General features: G+C 49.5%; 19 protein-coding genes. All 19 read left to right on the plus strand.

Going from position 1 to position 22,246, the window contains the following annotated elements; genetic code table 11:
- Positions 1-66: 66 nt before the first annotated feature.
- The 19 genes from DW915_RS01300 (at position 67) to tyrS (ending at position 22,198) form a co-directional block, all read left to right on the plus strand.
- The gene (locus tag DW915_RS01300) at positions 67-636 is read left to right on the plus strand and encodes a signal peptidase I (RefSeq protein ID WP_022462296.1); all 570 of its coding nucleotides are present in this window, start codon (positions 67-69) and stop codon (positions 634-636) included.
- A gap of 44 nt (positions 637-680) precedes the next feature.
- The gene (locus DW915_RS01305; RefSeq protein ID WP_022462297.1) at positions 681-1,385 is read left to right on the plus strand and encodes a SipW-dependent-type signal peptide-containing protein; all 705 of its coding nucleotides are present in this window, start codon (positions 681-683) and stop codon (positions 1,383-1,385) included.
- 22 nt (positions 1,386-1,407) lie between these two features.
- The gene (locus tag DW915_RS01310) at positions 1,408-1,941 is read left to right on the plus strand and encodes a hypothetical protein (protein WP_022462298.1); all 534 of its coding nucleotides are present in this window, start codon (positions 1,408-1,410) and stop codon (positions 1,939-1,941) included.
- Positions 1,938-3,110: a hypothetical protein gene (locus DW915_RS01315; protein WP_022462299.1), complete on the plus strand. Its 1,173-nt coding sequence runs from the start codon at positions 1,938-1,940 to the stop codon at positions 3,108-3,110. Before DW915_RS01310 ends, DW915_RS01315 begins: the two co-directional genes overlap by 4 nt.
- Positions 3,107-5,749, plus strand: coding sequence for a SpaA isopeptide-forming pilin-related protein (locus DW915_RS01320; protein WP_118594739.1), 2,643 nt, complete (start codon positions 3,107-3,109; stop codon positions 5,747-5,749). Before DW915_RS01315 ends, DW915_RS01320 begins: the two co-directional genes overlap by 4 nt.
- A gap of 52 nt (positions 5,750-5,801) precedes the next feature.
- Entirely contained in the window at positions 5,802-6,635 is an 834-nt protein-coding gene (locus DW915_RS01325; protein ID WP_158565010.1) for a class B sortase, read from the plus strand.
- 53 nt (positions 6,636-6,688) lie between these two features.
- On the plus strand, positions 6,689-8,389 hold the full coding sequence (locus DW915_RS01330) for a MutS-related protein (RefSeq protein WP_117812893.1): 1,701 nt from the start codon (positions 6,689-6,691) through the stop codon (positions 8,387-8,389).
- A 134-nt stretch (positions 8,390-8,523) separates the two neighbouring features.
- Complete coding sequence (gene cbiD / locus DW915_RS01335) at positions 8,524-9,696, plus strand: cobalt-precorrin-5B (C(1))-methyltransferase CbiD (protein ID WP_055226415.1); 1,173 nt, start codon at positions 8,524-8,526, stop codon at positions 9,694-9,696.
- A 7-nt stretch (positions 9,697-9,703) separates the two neighbouring features.
- On the plus strand, positions 9,704-10,396 hold the full coding sequence (cobI, locus tag DW915_RS01340; protein ID WP_117812894.1) for a precorrin-2 C(20)-methyltransferase: 693 nt from the start codon (positions 9,704-9,706) through the stop codon (positions 10,394-10,396).
- A complete protein-coding gene (cobM, locus tag DW915_RS01345) occupies positions 10,397-11,155 on the plus strand; it encodes a precorrin-4 C(11)-methyltransferase (RefSeq protein ID WP_022462305.1) in 759 nt (252 codons plus the stop codon).
- 1 nt (position 11,156) lies between these two features.
- Entirely contained in the window at positions 11,157-12,188 is a 1,032-nt protein-coding gene (locus tag DW915_RS01350; RefSeq protein WP_118594741.1) for a cobalt-precorrin 5A hydrolase, read from the plus strand.
- Positions 12,185-12,916, plus strand: coding sequence for a precorrin-3B C(17)-methyltransferase (cobJ, locus tag DW915_RS01355; RefSeq protein WP_118594742.1), 732 nt, complete (start codon positions 12,185-12,187; stop codon positions 12,914-12,916). Before DW915_RS01350 ends, cobJ begins: the two co-directional genes overlap by 4 nt.
- On the plus strand, positions 12,909-14,888 hold the full coding sequence (gene cobK / locus DW915_RS01360) for a precorrin-6A reductase (protein WP_117801002.1): 1,980 nt from the start codon (positions 12,909-12,911) through the stop codon (positions 14,886-14,888). The genes cobJ and cobK overlap by 8 nt, the downstream gene beginning before the upstream one ends.
- The gene (locus tag DW915_RS01365) at positions 14,885-16,294 is read left to right on the plus strand and encodes a cobyrinate a,c-diamide synthase (protein ID WP_118594743.1); all 1,410 of its coding nucleotides are present in this window, start codon (positions 14,885-14,887) and stop codon (positions 16,292-16,294) included. Before cobK ends, DW915_RS01365 begins: the two co-directional genes overlap by 4 nt.
- On the plus strand, positions 16,291-17,256 hold the full coding sequence (cbiB, locus tag DW915_RS01370; RefSeq protein ID WP_118666270.1) for an adenosylcobinamide-phosphate synthase CbiB: 966 nt from the start codon (positions 16,291-16,293) through the stop codon (positions 17,254-17,256). Before DW915_RS01365 ends, cbiB begins: the two co-directional genes overlap by 4 nt.
- A 48-nt stretch (positions 17,257-17,304) precedes the next feature.
- The gene (cobD, locus tag DW915_RS01375; RefSeq protein WP_117760333.1) at positions 17,305-18,351 is read left to right on the plus strand and encodes a threonine-phosphate decarboxylase CobD; all 1,047 of its coding nucleotides are present in this window, start codon (positions 17,305-17,307) and stop codon (positions 18,349-18,351) included.
- Positions 18,352-18,362: 11 nt separating this feature from the next.
- Positions 18,363-19,874 (plus strand): cobyric acid synthase, encoded by a 1,512-nt coding sequence (locus DW915_RS01380; protein WP_117760332.1) that lies wholly within the window; start codon positions 18,363-18,365, stop codon positions 19,872-19,874.
- A gap of 2 nt (positions 19,875-19,876) precedes the next feature.
- Positions 19,877-20,521 (plus strand): precorrin-8X methylmutase, encoded by a 645-nt coding sequence (locus tag DW915_RS01385; RefSeq protein WP_055218068.1) that lies wholly within the window; start codon positions 19,877-19,879, stop codon positions 20,519-20,521.
- A gap of 453 nt (positions 20,522-20,974) precedes the next feature.
- Complete coding sequence (tyrS, locus tag DW915_RS01390) at positions 20,975-22,198, plus strand: tyrosine--tRNA ligase (protein ID WP_055218066.1); 1,224 nt, start codon at positions 20,975-20,977, stop codon at positions 22,196-22,198.
- The last annotated feature ends 48 nt before the right edge of the window (positions 22,199-22,246 follow it).

Here is a 22,246-nt window from a genome sequence, read left to right on the forward strand (position 1 = left end):
ACAATGCTTGCGCTTTCGCCCGGACTATGGTAAGTTTAAATCACTTTTACAAGAACTTTAGAGAAAATGAAACAGGGATATTCTGAGACAGAGGGTAAATGCTATCCTCTGTTTTTTGCGTGCAAAAATGACAGTCTGGATATCCGCATCGACGGAAGGGAGCAAATGAAAGCAAAAGGAAAACTGGGGCTGCAGGGCTTTCTTTCCTTCCTTTTTCTGGCGGCGGGATGGTATCTGATGCAGTATTTCTGCGCCTATGTCGTACTGTCCGGTTCCATGGAACCGGAGATCCCGACGGGATCTGTTGTGGTTGTGGATGGACGGAAGAAGGAATGGAATCCGGGGGATGTGATTACCTACCGGAGAGGAAATATGGTGGTGACACACCGGATCGTGGAAAAGAGCGAGGAAGGATACTGTACTAAGGGGGATGCCAACGCGGAGGAAGATGCAGGCATCGTTTTGGAAAAACAGGTGATCGGGAATGTGATCGTAGCTCTTCCCTGGCTTGGCTTTGGTATCGTCTGGCTCCGGCAGAGAGGAACACTCTTTTTTCTGGCCGTGGGAGCGGTGATGCTTTTTACAATCCGGCAGCTTTGGCACGGTAGAAAAATCATGCAGGAAAACAAGTTATAAAAAGAATTAGCAAAATTATTTAGGAAAACAGGAGGAATTGATCTATGAAAAAACAGCGGAAAATCGTATTCTGGGCAGCATCACTGCTTCTGACAGGAGCCCTGGCAGCGGGCGGAACACTGGCGTATCTGACGGATAAGGATTCTGTGACGAACCAGTTTGTTGTGGGAAAAGTAGATATCGAAGGAAATGAACCATCGTACGCACCGGATCCGGACGGAAAGACCAATCATATTGTGCCGACCCAGGTGATTCCGAAGGACCCGCGTATCAAAAATAAAGGTAAAAATGATTCTTACGTCTATATGGATGTTTCCATACCAATCGCAAAAGTGATCGTTGCAGATACATCCGGAAACCGTTTAAACGGCGGAGCAGCCGGCGATACGGAACTGTTTTCGATGAATCAGCTTTCGAAAAAATGGGTGCTGATGTACAAGAAAAAACAGAACAATTCGATGGTATATACATATCTCTACAATGAAGTGCTTGCAGCTGGCAAAACGACGGATCCTTTATTTACGAGCGTGACAGCAGCTAATATCGTGGAAGGGCAGCTGGATGAAAAAGAGGTCGATATTCCGATCAATTATTATGCAATCCAGGCGCTGAATACCGGTGAGGGAAGTACGGCTGCCGAGCGGGCAGCAAAGGCCTGGGAGAAGTATGTAAATCAGAATAATGGGCAGAAGGGGCAGGTAACGGCACCGCAGTCGGAGCCGGAACAGACAGAAGCACCTGGAATTTAAGCAGTTTTCTGGGGGACAAAAGATGAAGAAAAAGACGAAACGGCTGTTTTTCCTTGCGGGTGCGGCCGGGTGTACGATGGCGGCAGCCATTTGGCTGCTGCCGGGAACTTCGGCGTATTTTACAGATCACGAGAGTGTCTGGAATCGTATGGTGTTCGGACATAATACAAGTACGATCGATGAAGAATTTCCGACACCGACGCCCGTACCGCCAGGGAAAAGTGTGGTAAAGAGAGTAAAAATCAGAAATGAAGGTTCCGTTGCCTGCTATATTCGTGCGGCACTTATATTCAGTGAACCAATTGAAGCGATTGAGGGACTTGATACGGAAAACTGGGTAAAAGGAGAAGATGACTACTATTATTACAAAAAACCGGTTTCAGAAGGCGAAAGCACGACGGAATTGTTTACCGGAATCCGCGTTGCAAAAGAAATGGAACAGAAAGAACTTGAGGTTTCGGTCTATGAGGAATCGGTGCAGATCCAGAAGGGGAATATGGTATTTCACGGCTATCGGGAGGCATGGGATGCTTATGAGAGAGGTGGTCAGACATGAAAGGAAAACGCGTCAGGATCGGATGTGCGGCGGCGAGTCTTCTGATGGGAATCAGCGGAACGTATGCATATTACCGGAGCAGTGTTGAGACCATTAACAAAATAGCTGTCGGAGATGTAAATATTGGAATCTGGGAATATGAGGAAGACGGGGATGGAGAAAAGAAGTATGAGGGACCGGAAAACGGCATTGTACTGCCTTCCCAGGTGATTTCAAAAATTCCGCGGATCACCAATTATGCCGAACCATGCTATGTCCGCGTAAAGCCTGTGTTTGATGCGGAAGAAACGCAGGATTACCGTCTGGGGGAAGAGGATCTTGGGGGAATCGAGGACGTCTGGCTGAAAGCAGGAGAGTATTATTATTATCCCAAAGTGCTGGGAAAGCAGGAATCTGTCGATTTTTTCCGTACAATCACCATTCCATCTGCGTGGACCAGTGAGGCGGAGGGACAGGTGCTGTCCGTTGAAATCCAGGCGGAGGCCGTACAGGCAGCGAATGTGACGCCGGATTTTACGGCAGAAGCTCCGTGGGGAGAAGAACTGGAAATTGAACAGTGTGTCCACGAGGCGGATAATACCGTTTCGGAGGTTTCGCAGCAGAGCTTCCTCACCGTTTCGTACGAAGGAGCAGCGCGGAATCTGATCTTGGCACCCGACAATTTCTTTCGGAACTTTCCAGTGCTGATGCCGGGAGATGAATGGGAAGATACGTTCACACTGGTGAACACGACAGCAAGCCGTGCAGAATTTTTTCTGCGGACGGAACTTCCGGAAGAACTCAGTGAAACAGAAAAAGAACTGCTTTCCAAGGTGAAACTGGAAATACGAGAGGGAAACAGCGTGATTTATGAAGGTGATTTAGAGAGTGAGGGACTATGGGCAGCAAAAAGTCTTGGAATATGCAGTCCAGATGAACGGAAAGAAATCTGTTTTTCAATCCGTGTGCCGTCAGAACTTGGAAATGAATGGGCACTTCGGAAAAGCGGGGTAAAATGGATTTTTTCTGTCGAAGGAGAAGATCTGCCGCAGGAAGAAGGCCCCTCTATCTGGCACAGCGCGCCAAAAACAGGTCTGCGCGATCCGTCAGCAGCGGTCCCCATTGGAATTGCCGTGACAGGAGCCTTCCTGTTTCTTGCCGCGGGCCGGTCTGAAAGGAGGGAAGAATGAAAAGAGCAAAGAAAAGCTTCTGGTTTCTCGCAGGAATTCTGCTGTTGTTGGGATTTTGTTTTCGGGAAGATGTTCTGGCTTCGAGTCTTACGAGTCTTCCTTCTCTTTCGAAAGCCGGAATCGGAGAAGTTGTATCATCGGACTCTGTTATTGACGGCCGATATGATTTTACCCCGCTGATCGGAAGTGAGACAAAAATCCGTTTTGGAAGTACAGATGGAAGTACCTGGGACAATCTGTTCTGCAAAAACGGAGAGAGCCATTCGAAATGCTGTTCCACATGGTGGCCGGCGGCCGATGTGAAGGGATGGAGTAATCTCCGTTCCTTCACGCCGCTGGAGTCGAAAAAAGGAAAAATGTATGCGGAATATACGAATGTTGGAGAGTGCCACGGGGAAAATGTAACGATGCGGATCTGGCTGGAAGACTGGCAGAACACGGTTGTACCATCAGGGTATGAGGACGTGGATGCGGTAGTCGTGGCGATTGACCACAATAAGCCGGTCATTGATATTAAAGGTCTGCTCTGGATCAAGGTACGGTTTGCTTATTACGACAGTAAAGGAAATCCGCTGAATGTGAAAGGGTATTTTACACTTTCAGATCTGGACTTTAAGCAGGGCTTTTATCTGGCTGATGAGACAGAACATATCTATCTGACGAAGGAGGCAGATGCCAGAATCGTCTACGATGCCAGAACAGAAGCGATCTGGTCGGCAAGACGCGGCTCTGAGCCGGACGGTGGAACAACTCCGGAAAATTCGGAAGGCTGGGTTACAGTTACCTTTGAAGGAAATTCCCAGACGATGATTTTCTATGATGGAGGCACTAACGACGCGGTAACTGGTCCTGGCGGCGGAGTAAAAGCACCGAAAAAATGGCCGGATAATTTTGTAAACGATACTTCCAGTACGTACAACAACTGGCATGGAGCATCCCGGGAAACGGGAATAACTGTTGTGCCGTGGAATACTTCGGAATTTGGTTACACAGCGAACGTTCCCTGTCATCTGTCGAAAGTAGGAGATCTTGTAGTGAAAAAAATGGATGCAGAGACAAAAGAAGCTATTTCGGGTGCAGAATTTACCGTGTACCGCTGGAAAAACAACACCTGGAGTGAATTCAAAAAGATGAACTGGGTGAAAAAAACGGGTTCTTATCTGCTGGAGGGAATTCTGGATACAGACAGTGAAAATGGAAAATTCCGTGTTGTGGAGACAAAGAATCCAGCTGGTTATGCAGGAAGCTGGGAGCAGGAATTTTCCATTGACAAGGAAGGCATGCAGACGATCCATCTGGAGGCAGAAAACACAAGAAAAACAGGCTCACTGAAGATAAAAAAGACGGAAGAAAACTCAGGGAAAGCACTTTCTGGTGCAACATATCAGGTGATTGCGAGCGGAGCAATTACAACGGTAAACGGAACAGTGCTGTTTCCGGATCAGGCGGTAGCAGCTGTGCTGAAAACGGATGAAAATGGAGAGGCGTTCAAAGACGGGCTGGAGTACGGAACGTATCTTGTGCGGGAAACGGCGGCTCCAAATGGATATGTGCTGGATCCGACGGAAAAGAAAATAACGATCGGGGAACAAAACGCACAGATCACACTGACGTTTACAAACTGGAAGAACCGTTTTATTCTGCAGAAAGTAAGTCAGGGAGACGGAAAAGTGCTTCAGGGAGCAGCCTTTCATATCTGGACGAAAGATGGAAGTTTTGATGAGACAAAAAAGACGGATGCAAATGGAAAAATTGAGCTGACGGGACTTTTGGACGGTGTCTGGTACTATCAGGAGACAGCATCTCCGGAGGGCTATCTGCTGGACAGCACATGCCGGGAATTTGTGGTAGAAAACGGAAAAATTGACGGTAAATCGGAACTGTCGGTGACGGTCGAAAATGATGGAACACATCTGACAATTGAAAAAATAGATGCAGAGAGCGGAAAACGAATTTCCGGCGCAAAGCTGGTATTAAAAGATATGGATGGAAACCGTGTGGACAGCTGGATTTCAGGAGGAAGCGGCCCGCATGAACTGGAAAAATTAAAGCCGGGTTCTTATGTCATTGTGGAGGAGGCCGCGCCGGATGGATACCTTGCGGCAGAACCGGTTTCGTTTGTGCTGGAGGCAAAACAGGAAGTGCAGACCGTGACGATGAAGGATCTTGCATGTGAAACCTTGACGATTACAAAGAAGATTAAGGCGGATGAGATTACATGGGCGCATGGAAATCCAACGTTTCTGTTTTCCGTGAAGGGAAAGGATCTGTATGGAAAAGAACATACATACCAATGCTATCTTACGTTTACAAAAACACAGGTGGAGAAAACGACAGATCAGGACGGCTACACGGAACAGTCGGTACAGATCCGGGGAATTCCGGCAGGAAACGATTACCGGGTACAGGAGAAAAAGGTGCTGCGGTATTCGCTTATGCAGGTGACAGGTACGAAGAATGTTACCGTGAAAAAACTAGAAGAGCCGGCATATGGAAAAGATCCTGCGCGCGTCTTTTCGGTATCGGTAAATCTTTGCGGACATCCCAAAGAAAGTGAGGTTGTATTTGAAAATCAGAAATACCGCTGGGATGATTATGGACACAACAGTATTGTAAAAAACCGGATTCCGGTTGAATAACAAAATGGAAAAAACATTCCACCATCGGTTCGGGTGGTGGAATGAAAACAAAATGGAGAGAGAAAAAATCGGCAGAAAAAGAAGAGGGATTGCAGTTCTGACATTGGCGGCGCTTTTTTTCTGGTATCTGCCGCAGATTCAGGTAAGCCGGCAGATTCGAAAAGAACAGGAAGAAGCGGTGGAGATGTATGTCAGAGAAGAAAAAGAAGAGAACAAAGAGGAAAACGAAAAAAGCGAAGAAGTGCAGGAGCAGGAACCGGGCAGTACAGACAAAAATCTGTTTCGGACAATTGATTTTGCAGGACTTCGATCAAAAAATAGAGAAATCTGCGCGTGGCTCTGGATTCCGGGCTGCGCCTTAGATGTTCCGGTTGCGCACGGGCAGGATAACGCATATTATCTGACACACGATGCGTTTTGCAGGGAGCGGATTTACGGCAGTATTTTTGCACCGTGTGATACACCGGAGGATTTTTCTGAACGTCACACGATTTTATATGGGCATAATATGCGGGATGGAACGATGTTCGGAGGATTGAAAAAGTATCGTGAAGCGTCGTGGAAACAGGAATTTCCGTATCTGTACCTGTATTTGCCGGGTGAAGCATGGCAGTGCCGTATTTGGAGTGTGGAGGAGACGGATGCCAAAAGTGATGTTTACCGGCTGGGAGCATGGAGCGATGCGGACTGGAATGCATGGGTACAGGAAAGAAAAGAAAACAGCATGATCTTTGGCAGCGGTGAGGAAAAGGAAGTTCAAAAGATACTTACCCTTTCCACCTGCATTGGTGACGGCAGCAGTTCACAGAGACTGGCTGTACATGCGGCGGTGGAGATGATTTTTGCAACAAAATCTGGAAGGGAAGAGGGTTCTGTGCTAGAATAAGACAGAATCAAAAGACTTATGATACAGAGCAGGAAAAAGGATGGCGATAAGACATGAAAGAACTGTATACGGCAGCAGGAATTTTTGTGGTTCTGATACTGCTGGGAGTTTGGATGGTACAGAATAACAGAAATGAACAGGAAAAGAAGCTGGTACAACTGCGGAAGAAATGGGGAAAAAAGCAGGAGAAACGGACGGCACGGGAAAAGAAAGAAAAACTGGAAGCGTGTCTGAGACGAAAAGCAGGGGAAAACTTCTGCGTGGACGCGATTACCTGGAATGACCTGGATCTCGATGCGGTTTTTGACACAGTCGACCACACAGTGTCGGTGTGCGGGGAAGAATATCTGTACACGGCGCTTCGGATGCCGGTCACAACAACAGAAATCAGGGAAGAGCGGGAACGGCTGATGAAGCTTTTTGCAGAGAACCAAAAAGCCAGAGAAGCAGTGCAGAAAGCACTTCTTTTGATGGGAAAAGAAAAGATGAATCCGCCGACAGAAGAAATAGCCGTACTGATGGAGGCGGAGCCGGGAGAGAAGGGGAAATATCTTCTGATGGCCGGTATTGCTGTGCTTGGAATTGGACTGCTGTTTGTACTGCCTCCGCTGGGTGTGTCTGTTCTGTTTGCTTCTATGGTCGGCAACGGACTGATGCATGGAAGGGAGAGCAAAAAGCTGGAGAGTGCATTAAAAGCGTTTGGCTGTATCCTGCGGCTGCAGCGGACAGCCAGGGAACTTGGAAAAGAAAAAATTTCCGGACTGGAAATGTATCAGAAGCGTCTGGAAGAACAGGAAAAACAACTCCGTCCGATTACAAGAAAATGCAGAACACTTGTGAATACGAAAGAATCGCAGGGCGGTGCAGCAAACATGATTTTTGCATACTTTCGCACGTTCTTTCTGCTGGATCTGATCGAGTATTCTTCGGTTGTTTCCGGAGTGAAATCGTATGAAAAAGCGATTCTGCAGATGGCAGAGGATCTTGGACTCCTGGACTTTGCACTGTCTGCAGCATCGTACCGGGAGAGCCTTTCGTATTACTGCCGGCCGGAATTCCTGGATGAGAAAAAGGCGGGCTGTCGGATCGATGTGGAGGAGCTTTATCATCCGCTTCTGACACATCCGGTGGCAAACAGTCTGTATGCGGAGGGCGGAATTCTGCTGACCGGCTCGAATGCGTCGGGAAAATCCACATTTATGAAAAACATGGCAGTGAATGCGATTCTGGCACAGGCACTGAACACGAGTCTTTCGAAGCGGTACCGCGGTGTTGTGTGCCGGATCATGACATCCATGGCACTCCGCGATAATCTGGCACAGGGAGAGAGTTACTTTGTTGTGGAAGTAAAATCTTTAAAACGGATTCTGGAGGCAAGCCGTGAAAAAACACCGCTTCTGTGCGTCATTGATGAGGTGCTGCGGGGAACAAACACGACGGAGCGGATTGCAGCGTCAGAGAGTGTGCTTGCTGCCCTGCGCCGTGCAAATGTGCTCTGTCTTGCAGCAACACATGATACTGAACTGACGTATCTGCTGGAAGATCTCTACACCAATTATCATTTTGAAGAGCAGATTACCGCGCAGAGTATTTCCTTCCCGTATCGCCTGGAACAGGGGCCGGCAAGAGGAAAGAATGCGATTGCGCTGCTTGGAAATATGGGAATTGATGAAAAAATTGTGAAACAGGCAGAAAGAAGAGCTGCGGAGTTTGAAACAACAGGAAGCTGGGAAAAGAATAAGTTTCTGAGATAGAAAAACAGCCGGGAAAAATTGATCTTTTTTGAAAAAATATGCGAAAATGGTTCAGCATTTTTTCATTGTGTGTTATGATAAAATAGATCGCGTGATCCGGCAGAAAAACCGCCGGATCTGTTAAGGAGAAAAACATGAGCAGGACAGGCTTGGAAGATGCATATATTATGCGCGGCAGCAAGAAACTCCGCATGGGATATACGACGGGTTCCTGCGCTGCAGCGGCAGCGCGGGGAGCGGCGTTTATGCTGCTTTCCGGGAAAGAAATACAGGAAGTGAAAATCCATACGCCAAAGGGCATTGTTCTGAATCTGGAATTGCTGGATATCCGGAGAAGTGCCGAAAAAGTAAGCTGTGCCGTCCGAAAAGACGGCGGGGATGATCCGGATGTGACAGATAAAGCATTGATTTACGCGGAAGTGACGTTTGGAACAGAAGAGGGAATTGTAATCGATGGAGGATTCGGCGTCGGGCGTGTGACAAAGCCGGGGCTGGATCAGCCGGTCGGAAACGCGGCGATCAACCATGTACCGCGCCAGATGATCCGCGAGAATGTGGAGGAGATTCAGAAAAAACTCGATGATTTCCGCGCATTGCAGGTTATCATCTCCGTACCGGAAGGGGAAGAACTGGCAAAGCATACATTCAATCCGAGACTTGGCATCACCGGCGGCATTTCAATCCTTGGAACGAGCGGGATTGTAGTGCCGATGAGCGAGGAGGCGCTGATTTCCACGATCCGCGTCGAGATGGAAATGCGGAAAGCACAGGGTGACCGCGTCCTTCTGGTGACACCGGGAAATTACGGACAGGACTTCTTAAAAACGTATCCGTGGGTCCGTGCAGACCATTCCGTTAAGTGCAGTAATTACGTCGGAAAAACACTGGAATTTGCAGCTGAGCTCGGCTTTGACGCCATCCTTTTTGTGGCCCATCTTGGAAAATTTGTCAAGGTGTCCGGCGGAATTATGAATACCCATTCCCACGAGGCAGACTGCCGTGCGGAGCTTCTTACGGCGCAGGCGGTGCGTGCAGGGGCGGATCTTGCACTGGCAAAAAAACTGCTGGAGACTGGAACGACGGAAGAAGCGGTGCAGATTTTAAAGGAAGCAGGATGCCTGAAAGAGACCATGGAAAAAGTGACAGAAAAAATTGCTTTTTACATGAATTACCATATTGAGGGCAGAGTGCAGACGGAGGCGATTGTTTTTTCAAGCAATGAGGGCCTGCTCGGGGAAACCCCGGGAGCGGGAGAACTTCTGGAGCGCCTGCGGGAGCAGGAAGAAAAAGAAAACAGAAAAGAGTAAAAACAAAATGACAGGAATTTTATTTGGAACAGGAATCGGACCGGGAGACCCGGAGCTTATGACGTTAAAGGCCGTCCGTCTGATCCGGGAAAATGATACGATTGCAGTACCAGGAGAGAAACCGGAAGAGAGCATTGCCTACCAGATTGCTGTTCAGGCAGTGCCGGAACTGGCAGAAAAAGAGCTTGTTGCTATTCCAATGCCGATGACAAAGAATGCCAAAGAACTGAAGGAAAATCACCGGCGCGGTGCAGAAAAAATAGAGGAGCTGCTGGATGCAGGAAAAAACGTAGTATTTCTGACACTCGGAGATCCAACCGTGTATTCTACCTACCTTTATGTACACAGACGGGTACTGGAAGACGGTTACGATGCGAGAATTGTAAGCGGTGTTACATCGTTCTGCGCGGCAGCAGCATCTCTTTCCGAGGGACTGGTGGAAAATTCCGAAGAACTGCATGTGATTCCGGCGTCTTATCAGATTGAAGATGCACTGGAACTTTCAGGAACAAAGGTTCTGATGAAAGCGGGTAAAAAGATGCCGGCTGTGAAACAGTTCCTGAAGGAAAAGAACTGCCGGGCGGTGATGGTAGAAAACTGCGGCATGGATACGGAACAGAAGTATTTCAGCGCGGAAGAAATCCCGGACCAGGCAAGTTACTATTCACTGATTATTGTAAAAGAAAAGAGGAAAAAATAGATGGTACATTTTATTGGAGCGGGCCCTGGAGCCCCGGATCTGATTACGGTAAGAGGACAGAAGCTGCTTGGTGAGGCGGACATTATCATTTATGCAGGTTCTCTTGTCAATCCGGCACTGCTGGATCTGAAAAAAGAGGGCTGTGTGGTATATAACAGTGCAACCATGACGCTGGAGCAGGTGATTGATGTTATGAAAGAGGCCGAAAGCAAAGGCCAGACTGTGGCAAGACTCCACACGGGAGATCCGTGCCTGTACGGTGCAATCCGCGAACAGATTGATGCGCTCGATGCCCTTGGAATCGCTCACGATGACTGTCCGGGTGTCAGCTCTTTCTGCGGAGCGGCTGCTGCCCTTGAAATGGAATATACGCTGCCGGATATCTCCCAGAGTGTTGTCATCACCAGAATGGCCGGAAGAACACCGGTTCCGGAGCGGGAGAGCATTGCGTCTTTTGCGGCACATCAGGCAACGATGGTTGTATTCTTAAGCACGGGACTCTTAGAGGAACTTTCCCGTGAGCTGATTGCAGGCGGCTATACGGCAGATACTCCGGCAGCGATCGTTTACAAAGCAACCTGGCCGGAGGAGAAGACGTTCGTCTGCACCGTTGGAACACTTGCCGAGACGGCGAAAAAGAACCAGATCACCAAGACAGCGCTGATGATCATCGGAAATGCCGTTTCCCAGGGAAATTACCGCAGAAGTGATCTGTACAATCCGGCGTTTACCACCGAATTCCGAGAGGCAGAAAAATAAGATGAAAATAGCCATAGCAAGTTTTACAAGAAACGGATGCGCCTGGAATCAAAAACTCTGTGCGGCACTGAAAAAACACAGCTGTGAAGGATATGCACTGGAAAAGTACGGGAAAGAAGCGGGAATTCCTGCGATTGCACCGTCGCTTCCTGCATGGACAGAGCGCATGTTTCAGAAAATGGATGCGATTTTGTTTATCGGGGCGTGCGGGATTGCGGTGCGCAGTATTGCACCGTACGTGAAAAGTAAAAAGACAGATCCGGCGGTTCTGTGTATGGATGAACAGGGAAAGTTTGTGATTTCATTACTTTCCGGCCATATCGGCGGAGCAAACGAGCTGACGGAAGAAGTTGCAGCTGTAACGGGTGCGGTTCCGGTCATTACAACGGCAACGGATGTCAATCACAAGTTTGCGGTCGATGTCTTTGCTGTAAAAAATCATTGTGAAATTTGTGAGATGGAGCTGGCAAAAGAGGCAGCGGCGCTTCTGGTGGACGGAAAAACGGTTGGATTCTGCAGCCGTTTTCCGGTGGAGGGAACAAAACCGGAGGAACTGATCCCGGAAGAGGCGGCAAAACCGTCGATGGGAATCTGCATTACCACATCGGAAGAGGATTCGCCATATGAGAGAACACTTCACCTGATCCCGAAGGTGATCACCGTCGGCATCGGCTGTAAGAAGAATACACCGGCCGGCCGGATTGAAGAAAAGGTTCTTGCGGCACTTGCGGCGGCCGGGATTTCTCCAAAAGCAGTTCGACAGGCGGCAAGTATTGATCTGAAAGCGCAGGAGCCGGGAATTCTGCAGCTGGTGGAAAAGTATGGCTGGCAGTACCGGACCTTTTCTGCAGAAGAACTGGAAACGGCGGAGGGGGAATTTACGCCGTCTCCGTTTGTGAGGAAGATTACAGGAATTGACAATGTCTGTGAGCGCAGCGCAGTTCTCGCCGGCGGCAGACTGATAAAGAAAAAAAAGGCAGCGGACGGTGTAACAGTTGCACTGGCTGCGGCGGACTGGAGGGCAGTATTTTGAGTACAATTTTTGTCGTGGGCATCGGCCCCGGAGCATATGAAAAAATGACGATCGAGGCGGCGGATGCGCTGCGGAACTGCGATGTGATCATCGGCTATACCGTCTATGTGGATCTGGTAAAAGAACATTTTGAAGGAAAAGAATTTCTGACGACGCCGATGCGGAAAGAGGTGGAGCGCTGCCGTCTAGCATTTGAAACTGCGGCAGAGGGAAAACAGGTTGCTATGATCTGCAGCGGAGATGCCGGCGTTTACGGTATGGCAGGTCTGATGTATGAGCTTTCGGAAGAATGGCCTGATATTGAAATTAAGGTAATTCCAGGCGTGACCGCCGCAACGGGAGGCGCTGCCGTTCTTGGTGCACCGTTGATCCACGATTTCGCCCTGATCAGCCTGAGCGATCTTCTGACACCGTGGGAGAAAATTGAAAAACGTCTTCTGCTGGCATCGGAAGCGGATTTTGTCATCTGTCTTTATAACCCGGGAAGCCATAAGAGAGCGGATTATCTGGAAAAAGCGTGTGATCTGATGCTTCGTTACAAAGCGCCGGAAACCGTCTGCGGAATCGTAAGCCAAATCGGAAGAGACGGGGAGACGAGCCGGACCATGACGCTTGCAGAACTTCGCAATACAAAAGTGGATATGTTTACGACGGTATTTATCGGAAACAGTCAGACAAAGGAAATCCGGGATCACATGGTAACGCCGAGGGGATATCGCTATGAATAAAGTAATCGTCTTTGCCGGAACGACGGAAGGCCGGGAAATCTGCAGTTTTCTGAAGAAATATGAGATTGCATCCCTTGCCTGTACGGCGACAGAATACGGCAAGTGCCGGATCGAGGAGGGCGGTGCCCTGACGGTTCGAAGCGGAAGACTGACAGAAGAAGAGATGGAACAGCTTTTTGGCGAAGAACAGCCGGAAATGGTTATCGATGCAACCCATCCGTATGCCGATCTTGTGTCGGAAAATATCCGGTCTGCATGTGAAAAAGCAGGAAAAACGTATCTTCGGCTGCTGCGGCCGTCGCTTGCGGCAGATCCATCCTGCGTCATGGTCGATACGACAGAAGAAGCGGTATCGTATCTGGCGGGTACAGAGGGAAAGATTCTGGTGACAACAGGAAGCAAGGAACTCGCAAAATTTGCAGAGCTTCCGGATTATAAAAACCGTGTGTATGCCCGGGTGCTGCCGTTGCCAGGCGTAATTGCATCCTGCGCGGAACTTGGATTTGATGCCGCACATACCATAGGCATGCAGGGACCGTTTTCTATGGACATGAACGTTGCAATGCTGCAGTCGTTCCATGCCGAATGGATGGTAACGAAGGAATCCGGAAGAAACGGCGGCTTTGAAGAAAAAATTGAGGCAGCCAAAAAGGCCGGTGTCCGTGTCGTTCTGATCGGCCGTCCGAAAGAGGAAGAAGGACTCTCGGAGGACGAGGTCAAGCGGTATCTCGTTGAAAAATTTGATCTGTCCGTGAAACGGGACGTCGTGATCGCCGGAATCGGACCTGGTGCAGAAGCACAGATGACGCTGGCGCTCGTAGACGCGTGTGAGCAGGCGGATGTGCTGATCGGTGCGGGACGCATGACAAAAGCAGTAGAAAAATATCAGAAGCCAATGCTTGCAGAATACAGCCCGGAAAAGATTTACGAGTATCTGAAGGCGCACCCGGAATATGAAAAGATTGTTCTTCTGCAGTCGGGTGATGTCGGCTTTTACAGCGGAGCAAAGAAACTTCAGGCCGTCCTTGCGGAAGATGCGGATTTTTCTGTCCGTGTAGAGCCGGGAATTTCTTCGCTGGTTTATTTCTGTGCCAAAATCGGAGTGTCCTGGGAGGATGCAGCATTTGTGAGCCTGCACGGGCAGCACTGCAACTTTCTGGAGACGGTCCGCCGGAACCGGAAAACTCTGGCGATCGCCGGCGGAAAGGGCAGTGTCAGGGAAATCTGCCAGACGTTAAGTTCGTACGGCTGGGAGCAGATTGTGCTGCATGTGGGAACGGATCTGTCGTATCCGGAAGAACAGATTGTGACAGGAACCCCATTCGAACTTGCTAAAATGGAGTTTGCTCCGCTTGCGGTTCTTCTGTTTGAAAACCCGAATCCGGAACCGGAGTTTACAGCCGGCATGGCAGATGAAGTATTTCTGCGTGACAAAGTACCGATGACCAAGCGGGAAGTGCGCAATGCATCTCTTTCTCATCTGCAGCTTTCTTCGAATTCTGTTGTCTATGATATTGGATCGGGCACAGGTTCTGTTTCGATTGAGATGGCGCTTCGTGCAGCACAGGGAAAGGTATATGCGATAGAAAAAAATCCGGCAGCCGTTGCACTTCTGCAGGAAAATAAAAAGAAATTTGCAGTGGATCATCTGGAAATTATTGAGGGAACTGCACCGGAAGCACTCGAAGCACTCCCGGTTCCGACGCATGCATTTATCGGCGGGTCTGCCGGAAACTTAAAAGAGATTCTGGAACTGCTCCTGCGGAAGAATCCGAACATCCGCGTGGTATTAAATACAGTAACCGTGGAAACATTAGCGGAGGCAGCATCGTGTTTCAAAAAACTTGCGTTTGAAGAGCCGGAAATCGTCTGCCTGCAGGCTTCCAATGCGAAAAAGGCCGGAAGAAGCCATCTGATGATTGCCCAGAATCCGGTTTATATCTTTACAGCCCAGGGAGGTGCCAAAGAATGAAAGCACCAAGAATCATGCTGGCAGCAGGAAGGAGTGGAAGCGGGAAAACGATGATCACCTGCGGACTGCTCCGTGCACTGCAGCAGATGGGAAAGCAGCCCGCAGCGTTTAAATGCGGCCCGGATTATATCGATCCGATGTTTCACGAACAGGTAATCGGCGCCCCGTCGTGTAATCTGGATCCGTTTTTCACAGAGGAAGAAACAACACAGTATCTGTTCTGCAAACATGCAGCGGGTCATGACATTTCCGTATTGGAAGGCGTTATGGGGTATTACGACGGTCTTGGCGGAATTTCTACCAAAGGCAGCGCCTACGATCTCGCCGGTATGACAAAAACGCCGGTTCTTCTGGTTGTCGATGCCAAAGGCATGAGCGTTTCAGCGCTTGCCTTTATCAAGGGATACCTGCAGTACAAAGAGGACAGCCGGATCGCCGGTGTAATCTTTAACCGGATGTCAGAGATGCTGTACCGGGAGATCGCGCCGATGGCGGAAAAAGAACTTGGCATTTCCTGTGCCGGCTTTGTGCCGGAACTGAAGGAATGCCACTTAGAAAGCCGCCACCTCGGCCTTGTGATGCCGGATGAGGTGGAAAATCTGCAGGAGCAGGTCAATCTGCTTGCAGAAACACTGCAGAAGACACTGGATTTTGAAAAAATTCTTGCGATTGCAGAAGGGGCAGAAGAGCTCTCGGGAAAAATGCCGGAAGTCCTGCGTAAGGTGACAGAAAGCGAAGCAGCCGCAAAGGTGCGTGCTGCGAAGCCGATTCTTGCCGTTGCAAAGGATGAAGCATTCTGTTTCTTTTATCGGGATAATCTGGAGCTTCTCGCGTCACTTGGAGCCAAAATCGAATATTTTTCGCCGCTTTCCGATGCGGAGCCGCCAAAGAATACAGATGGATTTCTGTTCTGCGGCGGCTACCCGGAGCTGCACGCAGAAGAGCTTTCGGAAAACCAGACCATGAGAACGAAGATCCGCGATAACATCCGTCAGGGAATGCCGGTTCTTGCAGAATGCGGCGGTTATATGTACCTGTCAGAATCCATGGAGGATATGGATGGAAATGTGTATCCTATGGTACAGGCTGTTCCGGGAAATGTTTACCGGACAAAAAAGCTGGGAAGATTCGGCTATATCACCCTCACGCCAAACACGAAGGATACCTTTCGGAACGGCGGAAATCCGGTGCGCGGCCATGAGTTCCATTACTTTGACAGCACAGACTGCGGAAGTGCATGGCATGCGGCAAAACCGCTGCGGAAGCGGAACTGGGAATGCATTCATGCGACAAAACGGATGATGGCGGGATTCCCGCATCTTTACTATATGGCAAGTCCGCACCTCGCACTGGAATTTCTGGAGCAGTGTGTCTCTTACCGGAAAGAACAGGAGAAAACAAGATGAAAACAGCATTAGCAGCCCTGATTGTGGGCTATGGATTGGACCTGCTGCTTGGAGATCCCTCCTTTTTGTACCATCCGATCCGTGTGATCGGAAATCTCATTGCCCTGCTGGAAAAATGGCTGCGGAAGGTATTTCCGAAAACACCAAAGGGAGAGCTTGCCGGAGGAGTTTTTCTCGTGATCCTCGTCTGTCTGGCGGGATACGGTGTTCCGGCACTGCTGCTCTTTGCGGCATTTAAAATTCATCCGGTCATCGGCTTCCTTCTGGAGGTTCTCTGGTGCTGGCAGATTCCGGCAACGAAATGCCTGAAGGATGAGAGCATGAAGGTCTATCAGAAATTAAAAGAAAACGATCTTCCGGGGGCGCGCTATGCGGTTTCCATGATCGTAGGACGTGATACGGAAAATCTTTCGGAAACAGGAGTGACGAAAGCTGCCGTGGAAACGATCGCGGAGAATACGTCGGACGGTGTCATTGCACCGCTCCTCTTTCTTGCCATCGGCGGACCGGCATTAGGCTTTCTGTATAAGTCCATCAATACCATGGATTCCATGGTGGGATACAAAAATGACAAATATCTGTATTTTGGACGGTGTGCGGCAAAGCTGGATGATGTCGTCAATTACATACCGGCGAGAATCAGCGCATGGCTGATGATTCTTGCGTCTGCATGCGAGCGCATGAACTGGAAAAATGCAGAAAAAATTTACAAACGCGACCGTTACTGCCACGCCAGCCCAAATTCTGCGCAGACAGAAGCAGTTATGGCAGGGGCGCTGGAAGTACAGCTTGCCGGAGATGCCGTGTATTTCGGCAAAGTCGTAAAGAAACCAACGATCGGCGATGACATCCGCCCGGTCGAGGCGGAAGATATCAAAAGAGCAAATCATCTGATGTATCTGACCTCGTTCCTCGGACTGGTGTTCTTTGCGGGAATCCGCGCGATCTTTTTATTTCTGTAAAAAGAGAAGATAGAAACACAACGGAAAAGAGAAAGGAAGGCATATGGTATGAGACAAAATCCACATGGAGGAGACATTTACACGAAAAAATGCAGAGTCGATTTTTCTGTGAATGTCAATCCTCTTGGAGCTCCGGAAAGTGTGAAAGAGGCGGTGAGAAAGAGCGCGGAATCGGTGGAACAGTATCCTGACGCACTGTGCCGGGACCTGACCCGGGCACTGTCGGAAAAGGAGCAGCTTCCAGAAGAAAATATTCTGTTTGCAAACGGCGCCGCGGAGCTTATTTTTGCCCTGACACAGGCTCTCCGCCCGAAAAAAGCGCTGATTGCAGCGCCGGGATTTGCAGAGTATGAAGCAGCACTTTCAGCGGCAGGGTGTTTTATCCGTATGTATTTGCTGCAAAAGGAAAAAGGCTTTCTTTTACAGGACGATTTCTGCGATGATCTGACCGACGATCTGGATCTTGTTTTTTTATGTAATCCAAATAATCCAACCGGCCTTACGATTCCGCAGGAACTTCTTTTAAAGATCCTGGATAACTGCCGGGAGCGTAACATCTATCTGGTGCTGGATGAGTGTTTCATAGAATTTCTGCCGGAGCCGGAAAAAGTGACGATGCAGGGAAAACTGGACGAATATCCGAATCTGCTGATTCTGCGTGCGTTCACAAAGATTTACGCAATGCCGGGCCTGCGTCTTGGCTATCTGCTCTGCAGCGACGAGGATCTGCTGGATCGGATCAGCCGCAGCATGCAGTCGTGGAATGTTTCGATTCCGGCGCAGATGGCAGGCCTTGCCGCCCTGAACGAGGATGCTTACGTCAAAGAAGCACGGGAACTGATCGGAAAAGAACGCGCCTGGATGAAAGCAGAACTGGAAAAAGCAGGTCTTACCGTATGGGATTCCTGTGCAAATTATTTGTTCTTTGAGGGACCGAAAGGACTTGCCGCACGGCTGGAAAAAGGCGGCATTCTGATCCGCGACTGTTCCAACTACTCGGGCCTTGCCGACGGATATTACCGTGCAGCCGTACGCACACATGAAGAAAACCAGATTCTGACAGAAGCCGTTTCACAGATTCTGCAGTGGTTTTAGGAGGAAAAACGATGGCGAAAGTAATTATGATACAGGGAACGATGTCAAATGCGGGAAAGAGTCTGCTTGCGGCGGGCTTATGCCGGATTTTCCATCAGGACGGATACCGTGTGGCGCCGTTCAAATCACAGAATATGGCGCTGAATTCGTTTATTACGAGAGAAGGCCTTGAGATGGGACGTGCACAGGTCATGCAGGCGGAAGCGGCCGGGATCGAACCGTCCGTTTTGATGAACCCGATTCTGTTAAAGCCGACGAATGACACCGGTTCGCAGGTGATTGTAAACGGTGAGGTACTGGGAAACATGAGTGCGCGGGAATATTTTTCCCACAAAAAAGAGCTGATCCCGGACATCATGAAAGCGTACCATGCACTGGAAGAACAGTATGATATCATTGTGATCGAGGGAGCCGGAAGTCCGGCGGAGATCAACCTGAAAGCCGATGATATCGTCAATATGGGAATGGCAAAGCTTGTGGATGCACCGGTGCTCCTCGTCGGAGATATTGACCGCGGCGGCGTTTTTGCTCAGCTTTACGGTACCGTAGAGCTTTTAGAGCCGGATGAGCGCGACCGCATCAAGGGTCTGATTATCAACAAATTCCGCGGGGACAAAACCATCCTGGACCCGGGCGTTGTGATGCTGGAAGAAAAAACACACATCCCGGTGGTCGGCGTGGCGCCGTATCTCCACATCGAAGTGGAAGACGAGGACAGTCTGACCGAGCGATTCACCAGAAAAGAGGAGATCGGTCTCATTGACCTTGCGGTCATCCGTCTCCCGCGTATTTCAAACTTCACCGATTTCAACCCGTTCGAGCGGATCGAAGGCGTATCACTCCGCTACGTAAGCTCTGTCTCCGAACTGAAAAATCCGGATATGATTCTGCTTCCGGGAACGAAAAACACGATGGAGGATCTGCTCTGGATGCGTCAGAATGGTCTGGAAGCGGCCGTACTGAAGGCGGCTGCGGCCGGAAAAGTAATTTTCGGTGTCTGCGGCGGCTTCCAGATGCTCGGAGATACGCTGAGCGATCCGCTGCATGTCGAAGCCGGCGGAACGATCAAAGGAATGGGACTCCTGCCGATGGATACCGTATTTGCCGGTGAGAAGACGAGAACCCGCGCGGAGGGCGCTTTTGGAAAAACAGAAGGCGTTCTTGCCGGGATCGAGGGAACCCGGATTGAGGGCTATGAAATCCATATGGGAGAAACGGTGCGGAAAGAAGAAACAGAAGCATTCACGTTCATCGATGATCAGAACCGTGCTGATTCGGATAAGCTGGACGGTGCACAGAAAGGAAATGTGTACGGTACGTATGTGCACGGCATTTTCGACAAAGAAGAAGTTGCCGAACGGATCGTGGAAGCACTTGCAAAGAATAAGGGAATTGCCATGGAGCAGATTCACGGTGTCGATTACCAGACATTCAAAGAGACACAGTACGATATTCTCGCAGATGCGCTGCGCGAGCATCTCGACATGAAGAAGATTTATCAAATTCTGGAAGAAGGGGCATAAAGATGAAGATAGAACTGGAGCAGGTAAGCCCGCACGAGATTGAAAAGAGAAGCTTTGAAATTATCACGGAAGAATTAAACGGAAGAACGTTTCCAGAGGATCAGGAACTGGTTGTAAAGCGGTGTATCCACACAAGTGCGGATTTTGATTATGCGGATAATCTCTGCTTTTCGGAGCATGCGGTGGCAAAAGGCATCGAGGCGATCCGGGAGGGAGCCTGCATTGTGACGGATACGCAGATGGCAAGATCCGGCATCAACAAAAAGGTGCTTGCGCGCCACGGCGGTGAAGCGCTCTGCTTTATGTCAGACGAAGATGTTGCGGCAAGAGCAAAAGAAACCGGAAGCACCCGCGCGGCAGCCTGCATGGAAAAAGCAGCGGAGCTGGATAAAAAGCTGATTATTGCGGTTGGAAATGCGCCGACGGCACTGGTCCGCCTCTATGAACTGATCGGGGAAGGAAAAATAAAACCGGCGCTGATCATCGGAGTTCCGGTCGGCTTTGTCAATGTGGTACAGTCCAAAGAACTGATTATGCAGACCAATATCCCGTATATCGTGGCACGCGGACGAAAAGGCGGCAGCAATATCGCGGCGTGCATCTGCAACGCACTCCTGTATATGATGGATCAGGACCGCGGATATTAAAAATAGATGAAAAAACGGAAAGCAGAAGTCTTGACAGATTTCGAATCACCGTTTATACTATGGAACATGGAAAAAGGCTTGGAAGGGAACAAGTAGACGTACAAAAACGCGGACAGAAAGCAGCCGGCAGATGAGAGGCGCATGCAGGTTCTGTACGATTCGAATACATCCCGGAGTTGCGCACCGAATAAAACGGGCGGCAGAAGAACTATGATGCACGTTTTTAGTAGGCTGCGACGTAAGAGACGAACGTTACAGCGTCAGGGTATTCAGAGGTTTTGGATACCGACAAAGGCAGCTGCCGTGAGACAGCTGTGAAGTAAGGTGGTAACACGGGAGATACGGGCTCTCGTCCTTTGAATCGGAAAGGACGGGAGTCTTTTTGTATAAAAAACTTTGGTCCCAGACGGTAACACATACCCGAAAGTCAACCGAAAAAAGGAGAAAAACAAAATGCAGATTTATGACGAACTGATCGCCAGAGGCCTTCTGGCACAGGTAACCGACGAAGATGAAATCAGAGACCTGGTAAACAATGGAAAAGCAACGTTCTATATCGGATTCGACTGCACCGCAGACAGTCTGACCGCAGGTCACTTCATGGCACTGACCCTGATGAAACGGATGCAGATGGCAGGAAACAAACCGATCGCCCTGATCGGCGGCGGCACCACCATGATCGGTGACCCGTCTGGAAGAACCGATATGAGAAAAATGCTGACCCGCGAGGAGATCGACCACAACGCAGAGTGCTTCAAACGTCAGATGGAGCGTTTCATCGAGTTCGGCGAGGGAAAAGCTATGATGCTCAACAACGCAGACTGGCTGCTGAACCTGAACTATGTAGAACTGCTCCGTGAGGTAGGTGCATGCTTCAGCGTCAACAACATGCTCCGTGCAGAGTGCTACAAACAGCGTATGGAAAAAGGTCTTTCCTTCCTGGAGTTCAACTACATGATTATGCAGAGCTACGACTTCTATCACATGTTCCAGAAATACGGCTGCAATATGCAGTTCGGCGGCGATGACCAGTGGTCCAACATGCTGGGAGGAACCGAACTGATCCGCCGTAAACTTGGAAAAGATGCCTATGCAATGACCATCACCCTTCTGACCGACTCTCAGGGCAAGAAGATGGGTAAAACCGCAGGAAACGCTGTATGGCTTGACCCGAACAAGACCAGCCCGTTCGATTTCTACCAGTACTGGAGAAACGTGGACGATGCCGATGTCTTAAAATGTATCCGTATGCTGACCTTCCTGCCGCTGGAGCAGATCGACGAGATGGATTCCTGGGAAGGAAGCAAGCTGAACGAGGCAAAAGAGATCCTGGCCTATGAGCTGACCTCCATGGTACACGGCGAGGAAGAAGCAAAGAAAGCGCAGGAAGGCGCACGTGCCGTATTCTCTACCGGAAGCTCCGAGCATATGCCGACCAGTGAAATTTCTGCAGAGGATTTCACGGACGATAAAATCGATATCGTAACCCTTCTTGTCAAGGCAGAGCTTGCAAAGACCAGAAACGAAGGACGCCGTGCCGTAGAGCAGGGCGGTGTATCCGTAGACGGTGAGAAAATCACAGATCCGAAATATGCCGTAGAAAAAGCAGCCTTCGGCGAGGACGGTATCGTTCTGAAAAAAGGAAAGAAGAATTTCAAAAAAATTTGCGTTAAATAATTAAGTGTGCTATTATAAAAGAATGGATTCCCGGAAGAAATTCCGGGA

Origin of the sequence: Blautia sp. AM42-2, assembly GCF_003480245.1 — a bacterium.
GTDB classification, from domain to species: domain Bacteria; phylum Bacillota; class Clostridia; order Lachnospirales; family Lachnospiraceae; genus Fusicatenibacter; species Fusicatenibacter saccharivorans.

What these genes read in the sequence shown, in the direction of transcription:
- DW915_RS01385 (WP_055218068.1), top strand. Translation starts at nt 19,877, where the DNA reads ATGAAGATAGAACTGGAGCAGGTAAGCCCGCACGAGATTGAAAAGAGA.
- DW915_RS01300 (WP_022462296.1), top strand. Translation starts at nt 67, where the DNA reads ATGAAACAGGGATATTCTGAGACAGAGGGTAAATGCTATCCTCTGTTT.
- DW915_RS01310 (WP_022462298.1), top strand. Translation starts at nt 1,408, where the DNA reads ATGAAGAAAAAGACGAAACGGCTGTTTTTCCTTGCGGGTGCGGCCGGG.
- DW915_RS01325 (WP_158565010.1), top strand. Translation starts at nt 5,802, where the DNA reads ATGGAGAGAGAAAAAATCGGCAGAAAAAGAAGAGGGATTGCAGTTCTG.
- DW915_RS01320 (WP_118594739.1), top strand. Translation starts at nt 3,107, where the DNA reads ATGAAAAGAGCAAAGAAAAGCTTCTGGTTTCTCGCAGGAATTCTGCTG.
- DW915_RS01350 (WP_118594741.1), top strand. Translation starts at nt 11,157, where the DNA reads ATGAAAATAGCCATAGCAAGTTTTACAAGAAACGGATGCGCCTGGAAT.
- cobI (WP_117812894.1), top strand. Translation starts at nt 9,704, where the DNA reads ATGACAGGAATTTTATTTGGAACAGGAATCGGACCGGGAGACCCGGAG.
- DW915_RS01305 (WP_022462297.1), top strand. Translation starts at nt 681, where the DNA reads ATGAAAAAACAGCGGAAAATCGTATTCTGGGCAGCATCACTGCTTCTG.
- cbiB (WP_118666270.1), top strand. Translation starts at nt 16,291, where the DNA reads ATGAAAACAGCATTAGCAGCCCTGATTGTGGGCTATGGATTGGACCTG.
- cobK (WP_117801002.1), top strand. Translation starts at nt 12,909, where the DNA reads ATGAATAAAGTAATCGTCTTTGCCGGAACGACGGAAGGCCGGGAAATC.
- cobM (WP_022462305.1), top strand. Translation starts at nt 10,397, where the DNA reads ATGGTACATTTTATTGGAGCGGGCCCTGGAGCCCCGGATCTGATTACG.
- DW915_RS01315 (WP_022462299.1), top strand. Translation starts at nt 1,938, where the DNA reads ATGAAAGGAAAACGCGTCAGGATCGGATGTGCGGCGGCGAGTCTTCTG.
- DW915_RS01380 (WP_117760332.1), top strand. Translation starts at nt 18,363, where the DNA reads ATGGCGAAAGTAATTATGATACAGGGAACGATGTCAAATGCGGGAAAG.
- cobD (WP_117760333.1), top strand. Translation starts at nt 17,305, where the DNA reads ATGAGACAAAATCCACATGGAGGAGACATTTACACGAAAAAATGCAGA.
- cbiD (WP_055226415.1), top strand. Translation starts at nt 8,524, where the DNA reads ATGAGCAGGACAGGCTTGGAAGATGCATATATTATGCGCGGCAGCAAG.
- DW915_RS01365 (WP_118594743.1), top strand. Translation starts at nt 14,885, where the DNA reads ATGAAAGCACCAAGAATCATGCTGGCAGCAGGAAGGAGTGGAAGCGGG.
- tyrS (WP_055218066.1), top strand. Translation starts at nt 20,975, where the DNA reads ATGCAGATTTATGACGAACTGATCGCCAGAGGCCTTCTGGCACAGGTA.
- DW915_RS01330 (WP_117812893.1), top strand. Translation starts at nt 6,689, where the DNA reads ATGAAAGAACTGTATACGGCAGCAGGAATTTTTGTGGTTCTGATACTG.